General features: G+C 63.2%; 17 protein-coding genes, 1 tRNA gene and 2 pseudogenes. 6 read left to right on the plus strand and 14 right to left on the minus strand.

The window, feature by feature from the left end; all coding sequences use genetic code 11:
• Window positions 1-136: 136 nt before the first annotated feature.
• The 3 genes from proB to ACR65T_RS11945 form a co-directional block, all read right to left on the minus strand.
• Entirely contained in the window at window positions 137-1,267 is a 1,131-nt protein-coding gene (gene proB / locus ACR65T_RS11935) for a glutamate 5-kinase (RefSeq protein ID WP_434496680.1), read from the minus strand.
• Window positions 1,268-1,362: 95 nt separating this feature from the next.
• Window positions 1,363-1,938, minus strand: coding sequence for a DUF2585 domain-containing protein (locus ACR65T_RS11940; protein ID WP_434496681.1), 576 nt, complete (start codon window positions 1,936-1,938; stop codon window positions 1,363-1,365).
• A gap of 33 nt (window positions 1,939-1,971) precedes the next feature.
• Window positions 1,972-2,247 (minus strand): hypothetical protein, encoded by a 276-nt coding sequence (locus ACR65T_RS11945; protein WP_434496682.1) that lies wholly within the window; start codon window positions 2,245-2,247, stop codon window positions 1,972-1,974.
• 306 nt (window positions 2,248-2,553) lie between these two features.
• On the opposite strand from ACR65T_RS11945, the gene ACR65T_RS11950 reads away from it, so the two are divergent.
• Complete coding sequence (locus ACR65T_RS11950) at window positions 2,554-2,958, plus strand: BLUF domain-containing protein (protein ID WP_434496683.1); 405 nt, start codon at window positions 2,554-2,556, stop codon at window positions 2,956-2,958.
• Between the two features lie 63 nt (window positions 2,959-3,021).
• Complete coding sequence (locus tag ACR65T_RS11955) at window positions 3,022-3,270, plus strand: hypothetical protein (protein WP_434496684.1); 249 nt, start codon at window positions 3,022-3,024, stop codon at window positions 3,268-3,270.
• 106 nt (window positions 3,271-3,376) lie between these two features.
• Here ACR65T_RS11955 and ACR65T_RS11960 read toward each other — a convergent pair whose 3' ends face one another.
• From ACR65T_RS11960 to ACR65T_RS11970, 3 genes are all read right to left on the minus strand, one after another.
• Entirely contained in the window at window positions 3,377-4,705 is a 1,329-nt protein-coding gene (locus tag ACR65T_RS11960) for a nicotinate phosphoribosyltransferase (protein ID WP_434496685.1), read from the minus strand.
• Between the two features lie 129 nt (window positions 4,706-4,834).
• Entirely contained in the window at window positions 4,835-5,407 is a 573-nt protein-coding gene (locus ACR65T_RS11965) for an isochorismatase family protein (RefSeq protein ID WP_434496686.1), read from the minus strand.
• A gap of 120 nt (window positions 5,408-5,527) precedes the next feature.
• A complete protein-coding gene (locus ACR65T_RS11970; protein ID WP_434496687.1) occupies window positions 5,528-5,743 on the minus strand; it encodes a NepR family anti-sigma factor in 216 nt (71 codons plus the stop codon).
• Between the two features lie 319 nt (window positions 5,744-6,062).
• Between ACR65T_RS11970 and ACR65T_RS11975 the strand changes: the two genes are divergently transcribed.
• Complete coding sequence (locus ACR65T_RS11975) at window positions 6,063-6,242, plus strand: hypothetical protein (RefSeq protein WP_434496688.1); 180 nt, start codon at window positions 6,063-6,065, stop codon at window positions 6,240-6,242.
• Between the two features lie 237 nt (window positions 6,243-6,479).
• Here ACR65T_RS11975 and ACR65T_RS11980 read toward each other — a convergent pair.
• Together ACR65T_RS11980 and pal are read right to left on the minus strand one after the other, a co-directional pair.
• Window positions 6,480-6,555, minus strand: a tRNA-Trp gene (locus tag ACR65T_RS11980).
• A 76-nt stretch (window positions 6,556-6,631) separates the two neighbouring features.
• Window positions 6,632-7,156, minus strand: a complete 525-nt coding sequence (gene pal / locus ACR65T_RS11985; RefSeq protein ID WP_434496689.1) for a peptidoglycan-associated lipoprotein Pal — start codon at window positions 7,154-7,156, stop codon at window positions 6,632-6,634.
• 402 nt (window positions 7,157-7,558) lie between these two features.
• Here pal and ACR65T_RS11990 point away from each other — a divergent pair, with 402 nt between their 5' ends.
• The gene (locus tag ACR65T_RS11990) at window positions 7,559-8,008 is read left to right on the plus strand and encodes a hypothetical protein (RefSeq protein WP_434496690.1); all 450 of its coding nucleotides are present in this window, start codon (window positions 7,559-7,561) and stop codon (window positions 8,006-8,008) included.
• A gap of 1 nt (window position 8,009) precedes the next feature.
• Here ACR65T_RS11990 and xseA read toward each other — a convergent pair whose 3' ends face one another.
• The 3 genes and pseudogenes from xseA to ACR65T_RS12005 all read right to left on the minus strand — a co-directional run.
• Window positions 8,010-9,551 (minus strand): exodeoxyribonuclease VII large subunit, encoded by a 1,542-nt coding sequence (xseA, locus tag ACR65T_RS11995; RefSeq protein WP_434496691.1) that lies wholly within the window; start codon window positions 9,549-9,551, stop codon window positions 8,010-8,012.
• A 107-nt stretch (window positions 9,552-9,658) separates the two neighbouring features.
• Window positions 9,659-10,621 (minus strand): DMP19 family protein, encoded by a 963-nt coding sequence (locus ACR65T_RS12000; RefSeq protein ID WP_434496692.1) that lies wholly within the window; start codon window positions 10,619-10,621, stop codon window positions 9,659-9,661.
• A 420-nt stretch (window positions 10,622-11,041) separates the two neighbouring features.
• A pseudogene (locus ACR65T_RS12005) lies at window positions 11,042-11,416 on the minus strand (exodeoxyribonuclease VII large subunit); the annotation flags it as partial.
• Between the two features lie 174 nt (window positions 11,417-11,590).
• Here ACR65T_RS12005 and ACR65T_RS12010 point away from each other — a divergent pair.
• Window positions 11,591-11,833 (plus strand): TOBE domain-containing protein, encoded by a 243-nt coding sequence (locus ACR65T_RS12010; protein WP_434496693.1) that lies wholly within the window; start codon window positions 11,591-11,593, stop codon window positions 11,831-11,833.
• A 96-nt stretch (window positions 11,834-11,929) separates the two neighbouring features.
• On the opposite strand, the gene ACR65T_RS12015 is transcribed toward ACR65T_RS12010, so the two are convergent.
• Both ACR65T_RS12015 and glmM read right to left on the minus strand, forming a co-directional pair.
• A complete protein-coding gene (locus ACR65T_RS12015; protein WP_434496694.1) occupies window positions 11,930-12,163 on the minus strand; it encodes a hypothetical protein in 234 nt (77 codons plus the stop codon).
• Window positions 12,164-12,359: 196 nt separating this feature from the next.
• Entirely contained in the window at window positions 12,360-13,706 is a 1,347-nt protein-coding gene (gene glmM, locus ACR65T_RS12020) for a phosphoglucosamine mutase (protein WP_434496695.1), read from the minus strand.
• Window positions 13,707-13,897: 191 nt separating this feature from the next.
• Here glmM and arsC point away from each other — a divergent pair, with 191 nt between their 5' ends.
• Window positions 13,898-14,260 (plus strand): arsenate reductase (glutaredoxin), encoded by a 363-nt coding sequence (arsC, locus tag ACR65T_RS12025; protein WP_434496696.1) that lies wholly within the window; start codon window positions 13,898-13,900, stop codon window positions 14,258-14,260.
• 55 nt (window positions 14,261-14,315) lie between these two features.
• Here the strand turns inward: arsC and ACR65T_RS12030 are convergent.
• A pseudogene (locus ACR65T_RS12030) lies at window positions 14,316-15,294 on the minus strand (ATP-dependent zinc metalloprotease FtsH); the annotation flags it as partial.

Consider the following 15,294-nt stretch of genomic DNA (forward strand, 5'->3'; position numbering starts at 1 on the left):
CGCGCACACTTCATGGAGTGCGACGAGTTGCCGCGCGGTGCGATTAGCTGCGCTGCTCCAAGTGTCCTCATCTTGTGGAGCGCCTTTAAGACGCGTCTCGAAGGACGAGGACTGCGATGCGAACGCCTCTACATCTTCACTCCCCACCCAGCGCCATGTCGTCGCGGTGGATGATTTCGTCGGGGCCTTTGAAGCCTAAAAGCGCCTCGATGTCTTTCGTCGAACGCCCAACGATTTTCGCCGCGTCGGACGCGTCATAGGTCACGAGGCCGCGGCCGATCTCGCCGCCCTTGGCGTTGCGGATGACGATGCAGTCGCCGCGCGCGAAGCCGCCCTCGATCCGCGTCACGCCCGCCGGCAGCAGGCTCCGGCCCGAGCGCAGCGCTTTCGCCGCGCCGTCGTCGATATGCACGGCGCCCTTCGGCTCCAAAGAGCCGGCGATCCATTTCTTGCGCGCCGTCACCGGATTGGACGGCGTCAGAAACCAGGAGCAGCGCCCGCCCGCGGCGATGCGCGCGATCGGCGCCTCTTCGCGGCCGTCGGCGATCACCATATGCGCGCCGCCGGTGGTGGCGATCTTCGCCGCCTCGATCTTGGTGCGCATGCCGCCGCGCGAATATTGCGAGGCGGCGCCCCCGGCCATGGCTTCGATCTCCGCGGTGACGCGCGGCACGATCGCGATGTGTTTGGCGTCCGGATTGGAATCGGGCGGGGCGCTGTAGAGCCCATCGACGTCGGACAGCAGGATCAACAGATCGGCGCTCGCCATGGTGGCGACGCGCGCGGCGAGGCGGTCATTGTCGCCATAGCGGATTTCGGCCGTCGCCACCGTGTCGTTCTCGTTGATGACCGGCACGGCGCGCAGCGACAAGAGCCGCGTCAGGCATTCGCGCGCATAGAGATAGCGGCGGCGCTCCTCCGTGTCGCCGAGCGTCACCAGCACCTGTCCGGCGACGAGGCCGCGGTCGTGCAGGGTCTCGGCCCAGAGACGCGCCAGGGCGATCTGGCCGACGGCGGCGGCCGCCTGGCTGTCTTCGAGTTTCAGCGCGCCGCGCGGAAAGCCCAGCACGCTCCGTCCCAGCGCCACGGCGCCTGACGACACGACCAGCACGTCGGCGCCGGCGCGATGCAGATCGGCGAGGTCGTCGGCGAGGCGCTTCAGCCAGGCGCGTTTCGCCGACGCCTTGTTGGGGTCGACGATGAGCGATGAACCGACCTTCACGACGATGCGTTTGAAGTCGGCGAGGACGGGAGCGCGCTTGGTCATGCGAGCGGGGCGAAATATCCGAGGATAGAGGTTTGCGAGCGCGGCTTAGGGAGCGCTTGAGTTAACCCAGCCCGCGCACGACCGCAAATTGGCGCCTATGGCGCGCCGTTTTGCCAGCGGCGGATGAAATCGAACGGATGGATGAAACTGAGCACATTGAGAGTGAAATTGTCTCTGATGTTCAGCGCGACCCCGACTTCAAGAAGCACGGATATTGCGATGACGGCCAAAGCCGGAAGCCGCCATGCGAGAACGAAGCCCAGCGCCATCGCCAGCGTATCGGCAAGCGAATTGACGATGCTGTCTCCTGCGTAGTCCTGCGCCGGCGGCTGCTTGCGATAGTGGCGGATGGCGAAGGGCGTGTTTTCGAGGATCTCCCATCCCACTTCAACCGCCAGCACGATCAGGAAGCGCTGCCCGACCGACAGTCCCTGCGCAGCAAGCCAAACCAGGAAATAGAACAGCACGCCGTGAATGACATGCGTGAAGCTGTACCAATCGGTGAGTTGCTGAGAGAGGCCGGAAGAGGTGGCGTCGCCCTCCCACAGCTTGAATTTGCCGCACGTGCAAAGAAACGGCCGACCGAGCGCCCAAAGCGCGCCGGCCTGAACGACGAGCGCGGCGATCGCCGCCGCCGTGACGTTACACGCCGTCGTTGCGCTCATCATCATATCTTCTCAACTGGAAGATCGGACGATGGAAAACTAGTCTCCGAGTCCGACGACCTCGGCGTCTGGGGTCGTCTTGCCGCCGGCCGCAATCGAGAACTCCTCCAGTTCCTCGGTCCAGTATTCGAATTGCCGGCGGCCGTAGTCGACCATGGCTTCGGCGACGTCGTGCGGCGATCTCGCCGTCCATATATCTTGCCCGAATTGCAGCGCCGACCGCGTGTTGATCAGGCCGAAGTCCATGACTCTCGATGCGCAGTCCTGACAGGTCTTGAGCGAAGTGAGGAGCGGGGAAGGGTCTGGCGACATCATCTTATTCCTCTGAAGTTGCCGGCCTGTGAGCGCCCATCGCCAAAATATGGAGGGAGACGCGGCCGCGCCGGCGCCTCCCTCGCCACTGAAAAGGGATCCAATATGCCCTTTAAATAGCGTCCGCTTGATACGAACCTATGACTGGAGCGACGGATTTTGGCGCGGGGTCTTGAGATAGGTCAAGCATATGAAACTATTGCATAATTTTTGGTTTAGCGCTATCCCTGTTTCAGCTTGTGGCGATTGACGGGCGACGCGCGAGGCGGAATTCTCGGGATGGATGGCAGCTGCGTTCGGAGGCCATTGATGCATCGACTTGTCTATTTCAGTAACGCAAATCTTGATCTGAGCCTCTCGGCGATCGAGGGAATGGTCGAGATGTCCGCAGAGCGGAATCGACCGCGGCGCATTAGCGGGGCGCTCCTCTACAACGGGCTGAATTTTTTGCAGATTCTGGAGGGTCCGCGGCAAGCGCTGACGCCGCTCTATCTGCAGATCCGGACGGACTCCCGGCACTCGGGCGTCGTCAAGCTCGTTCACGAACGCATTTCGATGCGCAGTTATCCCGATTGGGGCATGAAGCTCGTGTGCGACGCGCCGGAATACACGGCCGCCACGCGGGAAACGGCGCCGCGTGAAGGCGGTCTTTTTGCGATGGTTGACGGTTTTTTCAGATTTGGCCAGGCGGCGGCGTTCGCCGAGCTTAGGTGAGCGCAATTCTTGCTTAGGTAGATCGCGGACATCTGGCGCGGCGTCCGCCCTTCGGAGCAACTAATGATAGGAATTGCGAAGAAAATCGGCCCGTCCGAGAGCGAGAACAAGGCGGCCGCGGGGGGCCGCGACGGCCGGCTTTTATCCGGCTATTTGGTCAATCTGCATCGTGGCGCGGCGCCGGTGAGAGAACTGATGCTCGCCGACATCGAAAGGTTCCAGTCGCTCGGCGCGACAGGATACGCCGACGATTTGCGTGTCGCGCTGAAGCGGTTCACGTCGGAATTCATAGACCGGAAGGATCGGCGCTAGGCTCCGCTTGCGCCGAAGTTCCGTCGGCGGAGAAGTTCCGTCGGCGGGAGAGGGAACTCGTCCCGTCTCGCAGCCTCGCGCTCGGCCGCGCCAATTTGCCAAACCGTCAGTCGATCAACTGCGCGCGAGTCTCGCGCTCATAGCTCGCGAGCTCGTCGCTGATCACCACGTCATAGCGCGCATGCGATCCGAGAGCTTTCAGATGCGACGGCAGCGCGGCGAGCTGCTCTTTCGCATAATCGCGAATTTGCGGAAGGTCGCATGTTTGCTCCGCGACCCGGCGACCTGACAGCATGAACGGCTGCAGCAATGGGACGCCCGGCAGAGTTTCGCCCTCTCGGCCGATGACGTCCCTGACCGCGACGCCGTCTCTTAACTCTCGAAAAACCTGTTTGCGGCCCGGCAATGATCGCTTGCCCGCCGACAATTTCATCCGTCCCTTGCCGGCGTATTCGGTCAACTTATAGGCGATGTCCACGGCTGGCGCGTCGCTCGACACCGCCATATCCGTCCCGACGCCAAAGACATCGATGGGCGCGCCGCGCGACGTCAGAGCGTCGATCTTGGTTTCCTCAAGGCCGCCACTGGCGACGATCTGCACGTCGGTCAAGCCAGCCTCATTGAGGATGCGGCGCGTCTGGCGCGACAGCATGTCGAGATCGCCGGAGTCGAGACGCACCGCGCGGACTTTGAAGTTCGTCCCGAGCGCCCTCGCGAGCGCGACGACTTTCTTGACGCCTTCGATCGCGTCATAGGTGTCGACGAGCAATGTCGTTTCGGGAAAGACGTCACTGAAGGACTGAAAGGCGTCCATCTCGGAGGCGCAGGCTTCGACAAAGCTGTGCGCCATCGTTCCGGCGACGGGCAATCCATAGGCTTGCCCGGCCGCGACGTTGGAGGTCGACTCGACTCCGCCGATGTAGAATGCGCGCGCGCCCTTTGTCGCCGCATCCACGCCTTGCGCGCGTCTTGCGCCGAAATCGACGACGCTGGCGCCGCGCGCCGCGGCGACGACGCGCGCCGCTTTCGACGCCAGTATCGTTTGCAGTCCGATCTGATTGAGAACGAGCGTTTCGATGAGCTGCGCTTCGGCGATGGGCGCAACCACTTCCAGGATCGGTTCGTTCTGAAAGAACGGCGTGCCTTCGCGCATCGCATGGATGTCGCCGGAAAAGCGGAAATCCGCGAGCCAGTCGAGGAACGGCTGCGAAGAGATTTTGAGCGAGCCCAGATAGTCAATGTGCCGCGGCTCAAAACGCAAATGCTCGATCTCATGGAGAAGATCGTTCAAGCCGGCGGCGATCAAAAAATTGCGTTGGGGCGGCAAATTGCGCACGAAAAGGCTGAACGTCGCTTTCGCGTTCATGCCCAATTCGAAATAGGCGCGCAGCATCGTGAACTCATAGAGATCCGCGAAGAGCGCGCTGCTGGACACGACCGCTGCTTCCTTTGCCGCAATGGGTCAAGGCTGAAAGCGCTCGCGCCCGCCGGGACCATAGCCATGGCTTCCGGGCCGGGCAATGTTAGGGCTCACGCTGCGTCACGCGACTTGTGAGAGCGCCGTTCAGCTGTCTTCGACGAAGACGCCCGCCTTCAACATCGTTTCGACAGCGTCTCTTCCGCCTTCCGGCGTAATGGCGCGCGCGCCGGAAAGCCGCACATGCGTTTCAAATCCTTCCGAGACGGCGTCCAGCGCCGTTTCGAGCACGCAGACGTCCAGCGCCAGTCCGACGATCAAGAGGCGACGCACGCCACGACGCCGCAGCCGCTCGGCGAGCCCCGTTCCGTTGAGCGCTGAAAGCTGGTCGCGCTCGAGCGATTCTCCCTTGCTGACGATGATCGCGCGCTCGGGCAGGCGCAGATCGGGATGGAACTGCGCGCCGGCGCTGTCCTGAATGCAATGCGCCGGCCATGGTCCGCCGGAGTTGCAGAAGCTCGCATGGCCGGTTGGATGCCAGTCCCGCGACGCGACGATGGGAACGCCGGCGGCGACGGCTTCCTCGACCAGTTCATTGACCACGGAGACGATCTTGTCGGCCCCGCAAACCTCTAAGGCGCCGCCGGCGCAGAAATCGCGCTGCACGTCCAGGACGATGAGCGCGTCGCCAGACGTCAGCCGCATCGCTTCGCTCGCCATGATGTTGCTCCGCGAGAGACGGCGCGCTCGCGCTGTCCTGATCGCATGCGTGAGCAGGGCGCGTTCCGTGGGGATGATCCTAGCTGCGGGCGCGGCCCAGCGCGAGCGGCAGGGGCGGGCTCAGCGGTTTCCGTTGCTGCGCGTCGGGCTCCCACCGGCGCGCCCCCAGTCCAACTCGGCCATCAAATCCATGATCCTCTTGGGCAGCGGCTCTGTGAGGACTTTGTCGAACTTGGATCTCAGATGCTGGCTAATCGATTCCATTGCGGCGTCTGGCCGCGCTCCCATTTTGCCGGCGGCCGCGTTCCGCCAATCGCCCGGCGCTCTGTCCGGCATGACGCATCCTCCTTAAGGAAGAGAAACTGCGTCACATTTGCATTGTTCCCCCGCAAAGTGATTTAAAATTAAAGCCTTAGCCCGGCCAGAGCGTTGGATCCGATGCGGCGGCGCAGCTTGTTAAGCGGCGCAGCCCGCCGCGCGAGCGCCTCAGCTCGATATCAAGAGGCTCGGCGCTAACTGAACCGCGCGGCGGGGATCGATCCTACCGCGAGGGAGGGGGCGGGCCGCGTCGAAAAGGCGCGGGCCGTTCCGTCTTTAAGGCGGAACCGTGAGCGCGCTTCAGGAATTATAGCTCCTGAAAGGGAGGACCCGAATCGTGTCGCCGACCAACAAGAACCACAAACAATCTATGCTCGATAATGCGATGGTCACGACGATCGCCGACTATTTGCGCGCCACGTTATCAGGCGTAGCCGCTGAACCTCTGCCTGCTGCAATGGACAGGCTTTTGCAACGAATTGAGCAGCGTGTTCGATCGCAGGAAATCGGGGCTTGATGAAGGGCGAAGCCGCGCAAATTTATTGGTTAGACGCCTTCCTACGTCACTCTTCTTCCGGCCTCGCTGGCGGCCTTGCTTTTGACCGAGAGCGGGGCCGCCTTTCGTTTGGAGGTTTCTTTCAGCGTCTTCTTTGAACCGTCAAGGGAGCAAAGAGCGAGGGGGCCCTCACCTCAACGCTTACCTTTGATTCCAAAAAGCGCCCGAACGTCTTTCGCTATCACTATTTGATTTCAATGGCAGGAGTGGCCGGGATCGAACCGACAACCCCCGGTTTTGGAGACCGGTGCTCTACCAGTTGAGCTACACTCCTGCGGGCGTCCAAAAAGGCGCGCGTCTTCATTGCCGCAACGACGCCCCGGACGCAAGGGGCGCGGCTGGCTTCCCTATCAGGAATTGCCGCCGGAAAGCACCGTGACGGCGCGACGGTTCTGCGACCAGCAAGAGATGTCGTCGCAGACGGCGACAGGACGCTCCTTGCCGTAGCTCACCGTGCGGATGCGCGACCCCGGGACCCCGCGCGCGATGAGATAATTCTTCGCCGCTTCGGCGCGTCGCGCGCCGAGCGCGAAATTATATTCGCGGGTGCCGCGTTCGTCGGCGTGGCCTTCCATCGTGAAGCTGTAGCGTGAGTAGCGGTTGAGCCATTCGGCCTGCTTATCGAGCGTGGCCTGCGCGGTGGACGTCAGATCGGTGGAGTCGGACTCGAAGAAGATGCGATCTCCGACATTGACCACGAAATCCTGATGGCTGCCGGGACTGGCGACGCCGCCGCGTCCATAGCGTCCGCCCGCCAGATCATTCGCGGCTTCATCCGCGGTGTTCTTGGCGCAGGCCGAGAGCGCCAGGACCGCCATGACCGCCGTCAGCGCGACGACGAATTTGGCGCCGCAGGCGCGTTGCGAAAGCAGCATGAAGAACTCCTGTTACGACGACCGTCCGGGCGATAGTCCTAGGCTTCCAGGGTTAAGCGAAGGTTCCGTCAACCTTGATCGCAGGTATCTTGGGCCTGTTGCATTTGAGCAAATTCGTCCCTTCGTTAATAACAGGTTAACTGGTTAACAGAAGCTTAACGCGCTGTTTCGGCGCGAATTTGGCGCTATTCGCGGCGCGCGTCCCCGCCCACCCTGCGTATAGCACGTGTGCATTGCGTAGATTGACGCGCCGCGCCGCGCGGGCTCCGGCAATTTCGCGTTCAAGAAAAGAACATGCGCCCGCTGTGAAGCGATGTGCGCGCGGTTGCTTTGCAGAGAGTCTCGCTCTTAATATTGATCAATGACGCGCGGAGCGGCGGCGCGCGCGGTCAGGAGCGTGACATGAACGAAGGCATCGCGCCTTTTTTATCGCCGTTGACGCTGCTTCTCGGCGGCGGACTCTTGGCGGTCGGACTGCTGTCGCTACTCGATCTGCACTTCTTCAAGACCAAGTGGCAGGGCAAGCTGGCGCTGGCGGTCGGCTTGGTCTTCATTTTCGCCACCGAGGCGATGTTCGTCACGAGCGGCGCCAGCGGCCGCTATTTCGAAGGCCAGAAGATGGACGTCACCGACTGCGAATACCAGGCGGAGCGGGATTTTCCGGCCGAGCGGCGCTCCAACCCGAAGCTCATTCACGACAAGATCGTCGCTTGTATGGACACGCTCGGCTACGACTGGAGCAAAGAGCACTATCATTGCGTCGAGGCGCCGATCTCCACCAATGTCTTCTGCTATCTCCCGCGGGCGGCCATGCAGCGCAGCATCGTCGCGTGGCAGATGCGATTCGAATAGGTCAGAACAGCGATCCCTGATCGTCGCTGTCGGCCCTTTTCAGGCGGCGCCGCGGGCGCGGGCGCGCCGGCGGATCTGGAATCACAATGCCTGCGCGCGCTTGGATTCTGCCGTCGGCGATCTCGATATCGAGACCCGTTCCAGGAGGGGCCTGCGCGACGCTGCGCACCAGGGCGCCGCTGTCATCACGCACCAGCGCAAAGCCCCGCGCCAACGCCGAGCGATGGCTGAGCGATTCCTGCAGCCGGGCCAGTCTGTCGATCCTATCCTGATGGCCGCCGATCAAGCCGGCGACGGCGCGGTCGAGACGCTGCGCCGCGCCGGCGAGGCGCTGTCTGGCGGCGGCGTTCTCCTGACGTGCGAGAACGCGCCGGGCGCGATAACCCTGCTGCAGCCGCGCGCCAAGACCGCGCAGCTGCTCACGCACGCGCGCCAGCTCCGCCTGCGGCGAGTGGCGGGCGAGCAGCGTTGCGGCGCGCGACAGCCGTAGGCGCCGTCCGTCTCGCGCGGCGCGGGCGCCGGCGCGCAGCCGCTCCGCCGCCCGGTCAAGACGCTGGCGCGGATTGGCGAGCAGGGCGTCGCCAGCGGGCAACAGGCGCGCGAAGGTTGAAAGCTGGACGCGCCGCTGTTCCATGGCGCGGCGGCGCGCGCCCTCCAGCCGGCTTGTGCGTATGGCGAGATGTTCGAAAAGCTCGACGCGCACCGGAACGGCTTTCTCGGCCGCGCCAGTGGGCGTCGGCGCCCGAAGGTCGGCGACGAAATCGAGGAGCGTCGTATCGGTTTCATGACCGATCGCCGAAATCAGCGGAATGGCGCTCTCCGCCGCCGCGCGAACGACGAGTTCCTCATTGAAGCCCCACAGATCCTCGAGCGAGCCGCCGCCGCGCGCGACGATCAGCACGTCGGGGCGGGGAATGGCGCCCCCGACAGGCAGCGCGTTGAAACCGCGAATGCCCGCGGCGACCTCCTCGGCGCAACTCTCGCCCTGCACCCGCACGGGCCAGACCAGCACGCGGCGCGGGAAGCGGTCGCTGAGACGGTGCAGGATGTCACGGATGACGGCGCCGGTCGGCGAGGTCACCACGCCGACGACGCGCGGCAGGAAGGGCAGGGGGCGCTTGCGCGCTTCGTCGAAGAGACCCTCGGCCGCGAGCGCCTTGCGGCGCGCGTCGAGCAGCGCCATCAGCGCGCCGACGCCGGCCGGCTCCAGCGACTCGATGATGATCTGATAGGAGGACTTGCCCGGGAAGGTTGTGACGCGGCCGGTCGCGACGACTTCCAGCCCCTCCTGCGGCCGCGTGCGCAGGCGCAGAAACGTCGATCGCCAGATCACCGCGTCGAGACGCGCATTCTGATCCTTGAGACAGAAATAAGCGTGGCCGGAGGCGTGCGGGCCGCGATAGTTGGAGATCTCGCCGCGCACGCGCACGCGCCCGAAGCGATCCTCGATCGTCTGCTTCAGCGCGTTCGCGAGTTCGGAGACGCTGATCTCAGGCGTATTGGTCTGAGGAGCCTCTCCTCCGGTTTCGGTCAGCTCGGACATGGATGAGAGATATGGCCCGATTCAAGTCCGCGCGCGAGGACCAAAAAGGGCGCGTGAGCGTCGCCATGCGCTCCGGTTCGGGACGAAAGCAAATTTGCTCCCGCCGCTCACGGCGCGTCGATCTCGCAAACGCGATCGGTCGTCGAGCGGCCGCGGAACATGATTGCTTTGCCACCGACGTCGACCATGTGGAACAGGCCCCGATCGGTGAGGAAATACCAGGCCGTCGTCGGCGCGCCGGCGAATTCGCGGGTCGGATCGCCGACGGTCACGCGGTCGAGCCGTTGTCCCGCCTTGGCGACGAGGGCGCGAATGAGCTTCATGTAGCGGGGCGCGGCGGCCTCGGCGGCGGCGATGCGCGTCGCGCGGTCGGGAAGTTGCTCGCCGCGCCGCCGGACTTCCGCCGCTATACGCTCCGCGCTCGCCGGCGCGAGCAGGGGGTGTGCGCGGAGCCAGACGCGATTGAAGTCGCGGAGGTTTTCCATCTTGTCCAAAGCGAAAAATCGGTCGTCGATTCCTTCCAGCGCAGCGCGTTCCGTGCTCTCGCCGTAATCATGGATGGTAGTCGCGAGGAATTTCTTCAACCGCGCCTCTCCCAGCGAGTCGACGAGGCGGCTCCCCTCCTCGAACAGCGCGAGATGCTTCTTCGCTCCGATCGCCGCGAGACCTTCGCGGATCAGCCGCACCGAATCGACATGCCAGCGCGAATTGAAGACGAGTTGCGGGAAGCCGCCATTCTCCATCTGCGCCAGATAATAATCGACCTCATAGCTGCGCAGCGCCTCCGGCGACATTTCGTCGAAGCGAATATATTGCGCCAGCAGATTGTTGAGGAAATCGATATTGGCCTGGACGATGTCATAGTCGGGATCGGTGGAGTCGACCGCGCTCTCATCAACGACGATCGCGTTCTTATCGGTGATCGAGATCATTTTGCGCCCCGCCGTGGCAGTCCGCCGCGTCAAATCGGCGGCGCCTTCCCCGATGCGCGGATGCGCCTCGGCGCCGACCGCGCTCATCGATACGAGGATGAAGAAATAAATTGTGAGATCACGAAGCCGTCGCCGCATAAATGCGCCTCCCGCGGGCAGTTCTAGCTCATTTTCGGGATCGTCGCCCGCCTCTACCCCGCCTCATATTCTTTATCCGCCTCCATGCCGAGCGCGGTGACGAGGTGGCTTCTGAGGCCATGCCGACGCCGAGCGGATTCCATGAATCAAAGGCATGCGCGACCCCCAGCCGCCCCAGCTGGGACGCCACCATTCTTAGCCCCAATGGCCCTATCCGCGGCGTCCCCAACCGCGCCATGCGGCTGGGTCGAAACCAAACGCGCTAGCGTGCATCGTTGCGGCGAGCGCCGTCGCAAGCGCTTGCGGGAGTTTTTTTGCGGAATTCTCCAGGCCCCTTGTCTGAATAAAGCCCTCAGCTTGGCCTCATGGCGAGCAGCGGCCGCCGGACGCTGAAACCGAATCCAAACAGAAATGGAAGAGGCGCGCATCGAGCAACGCCATCAGCGCGCCGACGCCGGCCGGCTCCAGCGACTCGATGATGATCTGATAGGAGGACTTGCCGGGGAAGGTTGTGACGCGGCCGGTCGCGACGACTTCCAGTCCCTCCTGCGGCCGCGTGCGCAGGCGCAAAAAAGTCGATCGCCAGATCACCGCGTCGAGACGCGCATTCTGATCTTTGAGACAGAAATAGGCGTGGCCGGAGGCGTGCGGGCCGCGATAGTTGGAGATCTCGCCGCGCACGCGCACGAAGCGATCCTCGATCGTCTGCTTCAGCGCGTTCGCGAGTTCGGAGACGCTGATCTCAGGCGTATTGGTCTGAGGCGTGTCGCCGCCGATTTCGGCGAGCTCGGACATGGATGAGATATGGCTCAATCAGTGTCGAGGCGCGAGAGCAAAGAAACCCATGCTGCTCCGAAGCTACAAAGCCCGCAGCTGGACACTAGATGCAGCAGCGTTGGTGAAAGGGAGGAACCGCCATCCCCGGCACTTTCTCTTTTCGTAAGCGTATATGACCGAAGGAGCTTGAGCATGCCAACCAGTTTACGCAATCACGTCAAGGGCAGGGTGAAGGAGATCGTGTCAGGGTCAGCGGTGTGCGAAGTGGAAATCGAGACTTCCGCAGGCACGCTCAGCTCCGGGATCACCACCCGCAGCGCTCAAGAGCTGGGCCTTAAGGGCGGCGATGAAGTCAAAGTTGTCATCAAATCCACTGAGGTTGGAATCGAAAAGCCCTGGCGGTTTCACTCGCGTGCCTTGCTTGTCGAGTTCTAAATAGAATTTTTCGGGAATTTGACGGAAGTTTCCGCCTCTCCCACGTCGTCTTCGCTTGAAGATGGAGATTGAGTTCGACGCGTGAGATTTTGAACGCTAGCGCAATTCGCTCATCGAATAATGCGTTGGTCGGGCGGGCCCATTCGCCAGGTCGGCGAGAAGGTTGGGCTGGAGCCGCGACTGCCCTTCCGTCAATTGGGCGGGCGCGTCGACATTGCCGCGAAGATACCAGCCGCTGACATCAAGAGGCGGCGGCGGTAGATTTTCGGCGCGCGCGTTCACAGCGCCAGCAATCAGAACGAACGACAGGAGGGTGATGGAGCGGCGCATAATGTGCTCCCATTTTCGCGCACGCCATTGCGTTCGAATGGCGCAGCGCCGAAAAGCAAGCATGTGCGATAATTGTTAAGAGCAGGTTAACCCTATTGCTTAACCAAATTCCTTAACCGAGCGCGTGCGTGCAAGGCGGACAGGCGTCGTAAGCTGCGACCATCCCGTGGCGTCGCCAATCGCGCAAAGCGCCGGCTCAGGCCGCCTCGGCGGATTCCTTCAAAACGCTGCAGATCCCGGCGACGAGAGATTCGACCAGTTCGCGGTCGTCGCCTTCGCCCATGACGCGGATCACGGGTTCAGTGCCGGAGGGGCGAACAATGAGTCTGCCGGAGCTGCCGAGTCGCGCCCGCGCATCGTCGATCGCAGACGCGACCGCCGTGCGCTCCAATTCTCGACGATGGGCGCGCACATTCTCCAACACCTGCGGCAGCGGTTCGAACCGATGGCAAACTTCGCTTACCGGACGATCCTGACGCTTCACCTCTGCGAGCGCCTGCATCGCCGTCACGAGCCCGTCGCCTGTCGTGCAATAGTCAGAGAGAATGACATGGCCCGACTGTTCGCCGCCGATGTTGTAGCCGGCTTCGCGCATGCGCTCGATCACATAACGGTCGCCGACGGGCGTTCGCTCGAGCATGAGCCCGATCGAATTCAGATGGCGCTCCAATCCAAGGTTGGACATGATTGTCGCGACCAGACCGGGCTTGGACAGCAGCCCTTGATCGCGCCAGCTTTCGGCGATGACCGCCATCAGCTGATCGCCGTCAATCAGGCGCGCATTTTCGTCGACCATGATGACACGGTCGGCGTCGCCGTCGAGCGCGATGCCCACGTCGGCGCGCAGCTCGCGCACCTTGTCACGCAGCGCCTGCGGCGCTGTGGAGCCCACGCGATGATTGATGTTGAATCCGTCGGGGTCGACGCCGATGGCGATGACTTCGGCGCCAAGCTCCCACAGCGCCTCGGGCGCCACCTTATAGGCCGCGCCATTCGCGCAATCGACGACGAGGCGCAAGCCTTCCAAACTCATATTGCGCGGCAGCGTGCGCTTGGCGAACTCGATATAGCGCGCGCGCACGTCGTCGATGCGGCGGGCGCGTCCGAGATCTCTCGGTCCTGCGCGCTTGCGCAACATATCGCCGTCGATGAGGCGCTCGATCTCGTGTTCGATCTCGTCCGAAAGCTTGTGGCCGTCCGGTCCAAACAGCTTGATGCCGTTGTCCTCGAAGGAATTATGAGAGGCGGAAATCATCACGCCAACGTCGGCGCGCATCGACCTTGTGAGCATGGCGACCGCGGGCGTCGGCATTGGCCCCAGCAGCAGCGGATCCATGCCGACGGACGTGAAGCCGGCGACGAGCGCATATTCGATCATATAGCCTGAGAGCCGCGTGTCCTTGCCGATGACGACGCGGCGCCGACCTTCGCCGCGATGAAAGATCAGCCCCGCCGCCTGCCCAACCTTGAGCGCGAGCTCCGGCGTGATCTTCTCGTTGGCGAGGCCACGAATGCCATCTGTGCCGAAATAGGTGCGGGTCATTGAAGATCCTCAGCGAGCGGCGCCCGAGCGCCTCGGCGGCAAATCGGCGCATCCTTCACGCCATCTGTCACGCCATCCGTCGCGCCAAGTTGGCGCATCTATGGGCATAATGCCACAACGTTAAATGCGTGTTTTCGCCGGCCTAATGAACGGTTAATGAACACTCGCACATCGTCTGAACGGATGTCCACATGGAAGTCAAAATCTACCACAACCCCGCCTGCGGGACCTCGCGCAACGTGTTGGCCGCCCTGCGCGAGGCCGGCTATGAGCCGCAGGTGATCGAATATCTCAAAAATCCGCCCGACCGGGCGACCTTGAAGGAGCTTCTGCGTCGCATGGGCAAGAACGTGCGCGACGTGCTGCGCAAGCGCGGGACGCCCTATGCAGAGCTGGGACTCGAGAATCCCGCCCTGAAAGACGAGGAGATTTTCGCCGCCATCGAAAAGCATCCGATTCTGATCGAGCGGCCGATCGTTTCGATGGGCGACAAGGCGGCGCTCTGTCGACCTGCCGAGACGGTCAATGATCTGATCGCGCGGTCCAAGACATAGATCGCCGGGGTTCGAATGCAAAAAACCCAGCGGTTGTACCGCTGGGTTTTTCCCGTTAGATCGGATGCGGCTCCAGGCCGCCGACGTCGGGCTCTGGCTTTTGCCCCGTCGTCGGCACCGCCGAGCCGCGCGGCGGCGGCGGCGTTGGCGAAGATTCTTCGCGCACCGGCCGCTTGCCAACGAGCAGGCCCTTGATCTCGTCGCCGGACAGCGTCTCGAATTCGAGAAGCGCATTGGCGAGCGTATCCAGATCCGTACGCTTGTCGACGAGGATCTGCCTGGCCTTCTCGTAAGCTTCCTGCACCAGCCGGCGCACCTCCGCGTCGATCGTCTCCTGCGTCTGTTCGGAGAAAGTCTGCGTGCGTCCGAGCGAGTAGCCGAGGAATTGCTCCTGCTGCGGGTCGGCATAGGCGACCGTGCCGAGCTTGTCCGAGAAGCCGAGCTGGGTGACCATCGCGCGGGCGATGCGCGTCGCCTGCTGAATGTCCGAGGCGGCGCCGGAGGTCGTCTTCGCGGCCCCAAAGATCAACTCTTCGGCGACGCGTCCGCCCATCGCCATCGCCAGCATCGCCACGAGCTGCTCGTAGCTCTGCGAGATCTGATCGCGCTCGGGCAGGCCCTGCACCATGCCGAGCGCTCTGCCGCGCGGAATGATCGTCGCCTTGTGGATTGGAATCGACCCCGGCACGTTCAAGGAGACCAGCGCATGGCCGCCTTCGTGATAGGCGGTGAGCTTCTTCTCCTCATCCGTCATGACCAGCGTGCGGCGCTCGGCGCCCATCATGATCTTGTCGCGCGCGTCCTCGAACTCCTGGCTCGTGACGATCCGCTTCGAGCGCCGCGCCGCCAGCAGCGCCGCCTCGTTGACAAGATTCATCAGATCGGCGCCCGAGAAGCCCGGCGTGCCGCGCGCGACGATCTTCAAATCCACGTCCGGCGCCAGAGGCACCTTGCGGGCGTGAACCTTGAGAATCTTCTCGCGGCCGATGAAATCCGGGTTCGGCACCTGGATCTGCCGGTCGAAGCGGCCCGGA

Origin of the sequence: Methylocystis sp. (assembly GCF_051061285.1) — a bacterium.
GTDB lineage: Bacteria > Pseudomonadota > Alphaproteobacteria > Rhizobiales > Beijerinckiaceae > Methylocystis.

Coding starts and splice junctions, on each gene's coding strand:
- ACR65T_RS11965 (WP_434496686.1), bottom strand. CDS start 5,407: ATGGCGAGCGAAGCGATGCGGCTGACGTCTGGCGACGCGCTCATCGTC.
- pal (WP_434496689.1), bottom strand. CDS start 7,156: ATGCTGCTTTCGCAACGCGCCTGCGGCGCCAAATTCGTCGTCGCGCTG.
- ACR65T_RS11940 (WP_434496681.1), bottom strand. CDS start 1,938: ATGATGATGAGCGCAACGACGGCGTGTAACGTCACGGCGGCGGCGATC.
- ACR65T_RS11945 (WP_434496682.1), bottom strand. CDS start 2,247: ATGATGTCGCCAGACCCTTCCCCGCTCCTCACTTCGCTCAAGACCTGT.
- ACR65T_RS12010 (WP_434496693.1), top strand. CDS start 11,591: ATGCCAACCAGTTTACGCAATCACGTCAAGGGCAGGGTGAAGGAGATC.
- xseA (WP_434496691.1), bottom strand. CDS start 9,551: ATGTCCGAGCTGACCGAAACCGGAGGAGAGGCTCCTCAGACCAATACG.
- proB (WP_434496680.1), bottom strand. CDS start 1,267: ATGACCAAGCGCGCTCCCGTCCTCGCCGACTTCAAACGCATCGTCGTG.
- glmM (WP_434496695.1), bottom strand. CDS start 13,706: ATGACCCGCACCTATTTCGGCACAGATGGCATTCGTGGCCTCGCCAAC.
- ACR65T_RS11950 (WP_434496683.1), top strand. CDS start 2,554: ATGCATCGACTTGTCTATTTCAGTAACGCAAATCTTGATCTGAGCCTC.
- ACR65T_RS11955 (WP_434496684.1), top strand. CDS start 3,022: ATGATAGGAATTGCGAAGAAAATCGGCCCGTCCGAGAGCGAGAACAAG.
- ACR65T_RS12015 (WP_434496694.1), bottom strand. CDS start 12,163: ATGCGCCGCTCCATCACCCTCCTGTCGTTCGTTCTGATTGCTGGCGCT.
- ACR65T_RS11970 (WP_434496687.1), bottom strand. CDS start 5,743: ATGCCGGACAGAGCGCCGGGCGATTGGCGGAACGCGGCCGCCGGCAAA.
- ACR65T_RS11990 (WP_434496690.1), top strand. CDS start 7,559: ATGAACGAAGGCATCGCGCCTTTTTTATCGCCGTTGACGCTGCTTCTC.
- arsC (WP_434496696.1), top strand. CDS start 13,898: ATGGAAGTCAAAATCTACCACAACCCCGCCTGCGGGACCTCGCGCAAC.
- ACR65T_RS12000 (WP_434496692.1), bottom strand. CDS start 10,621: ATGCGGCGACGGCTTCGTGATCTCACAATTTATTTCTTCATCCTCGTA.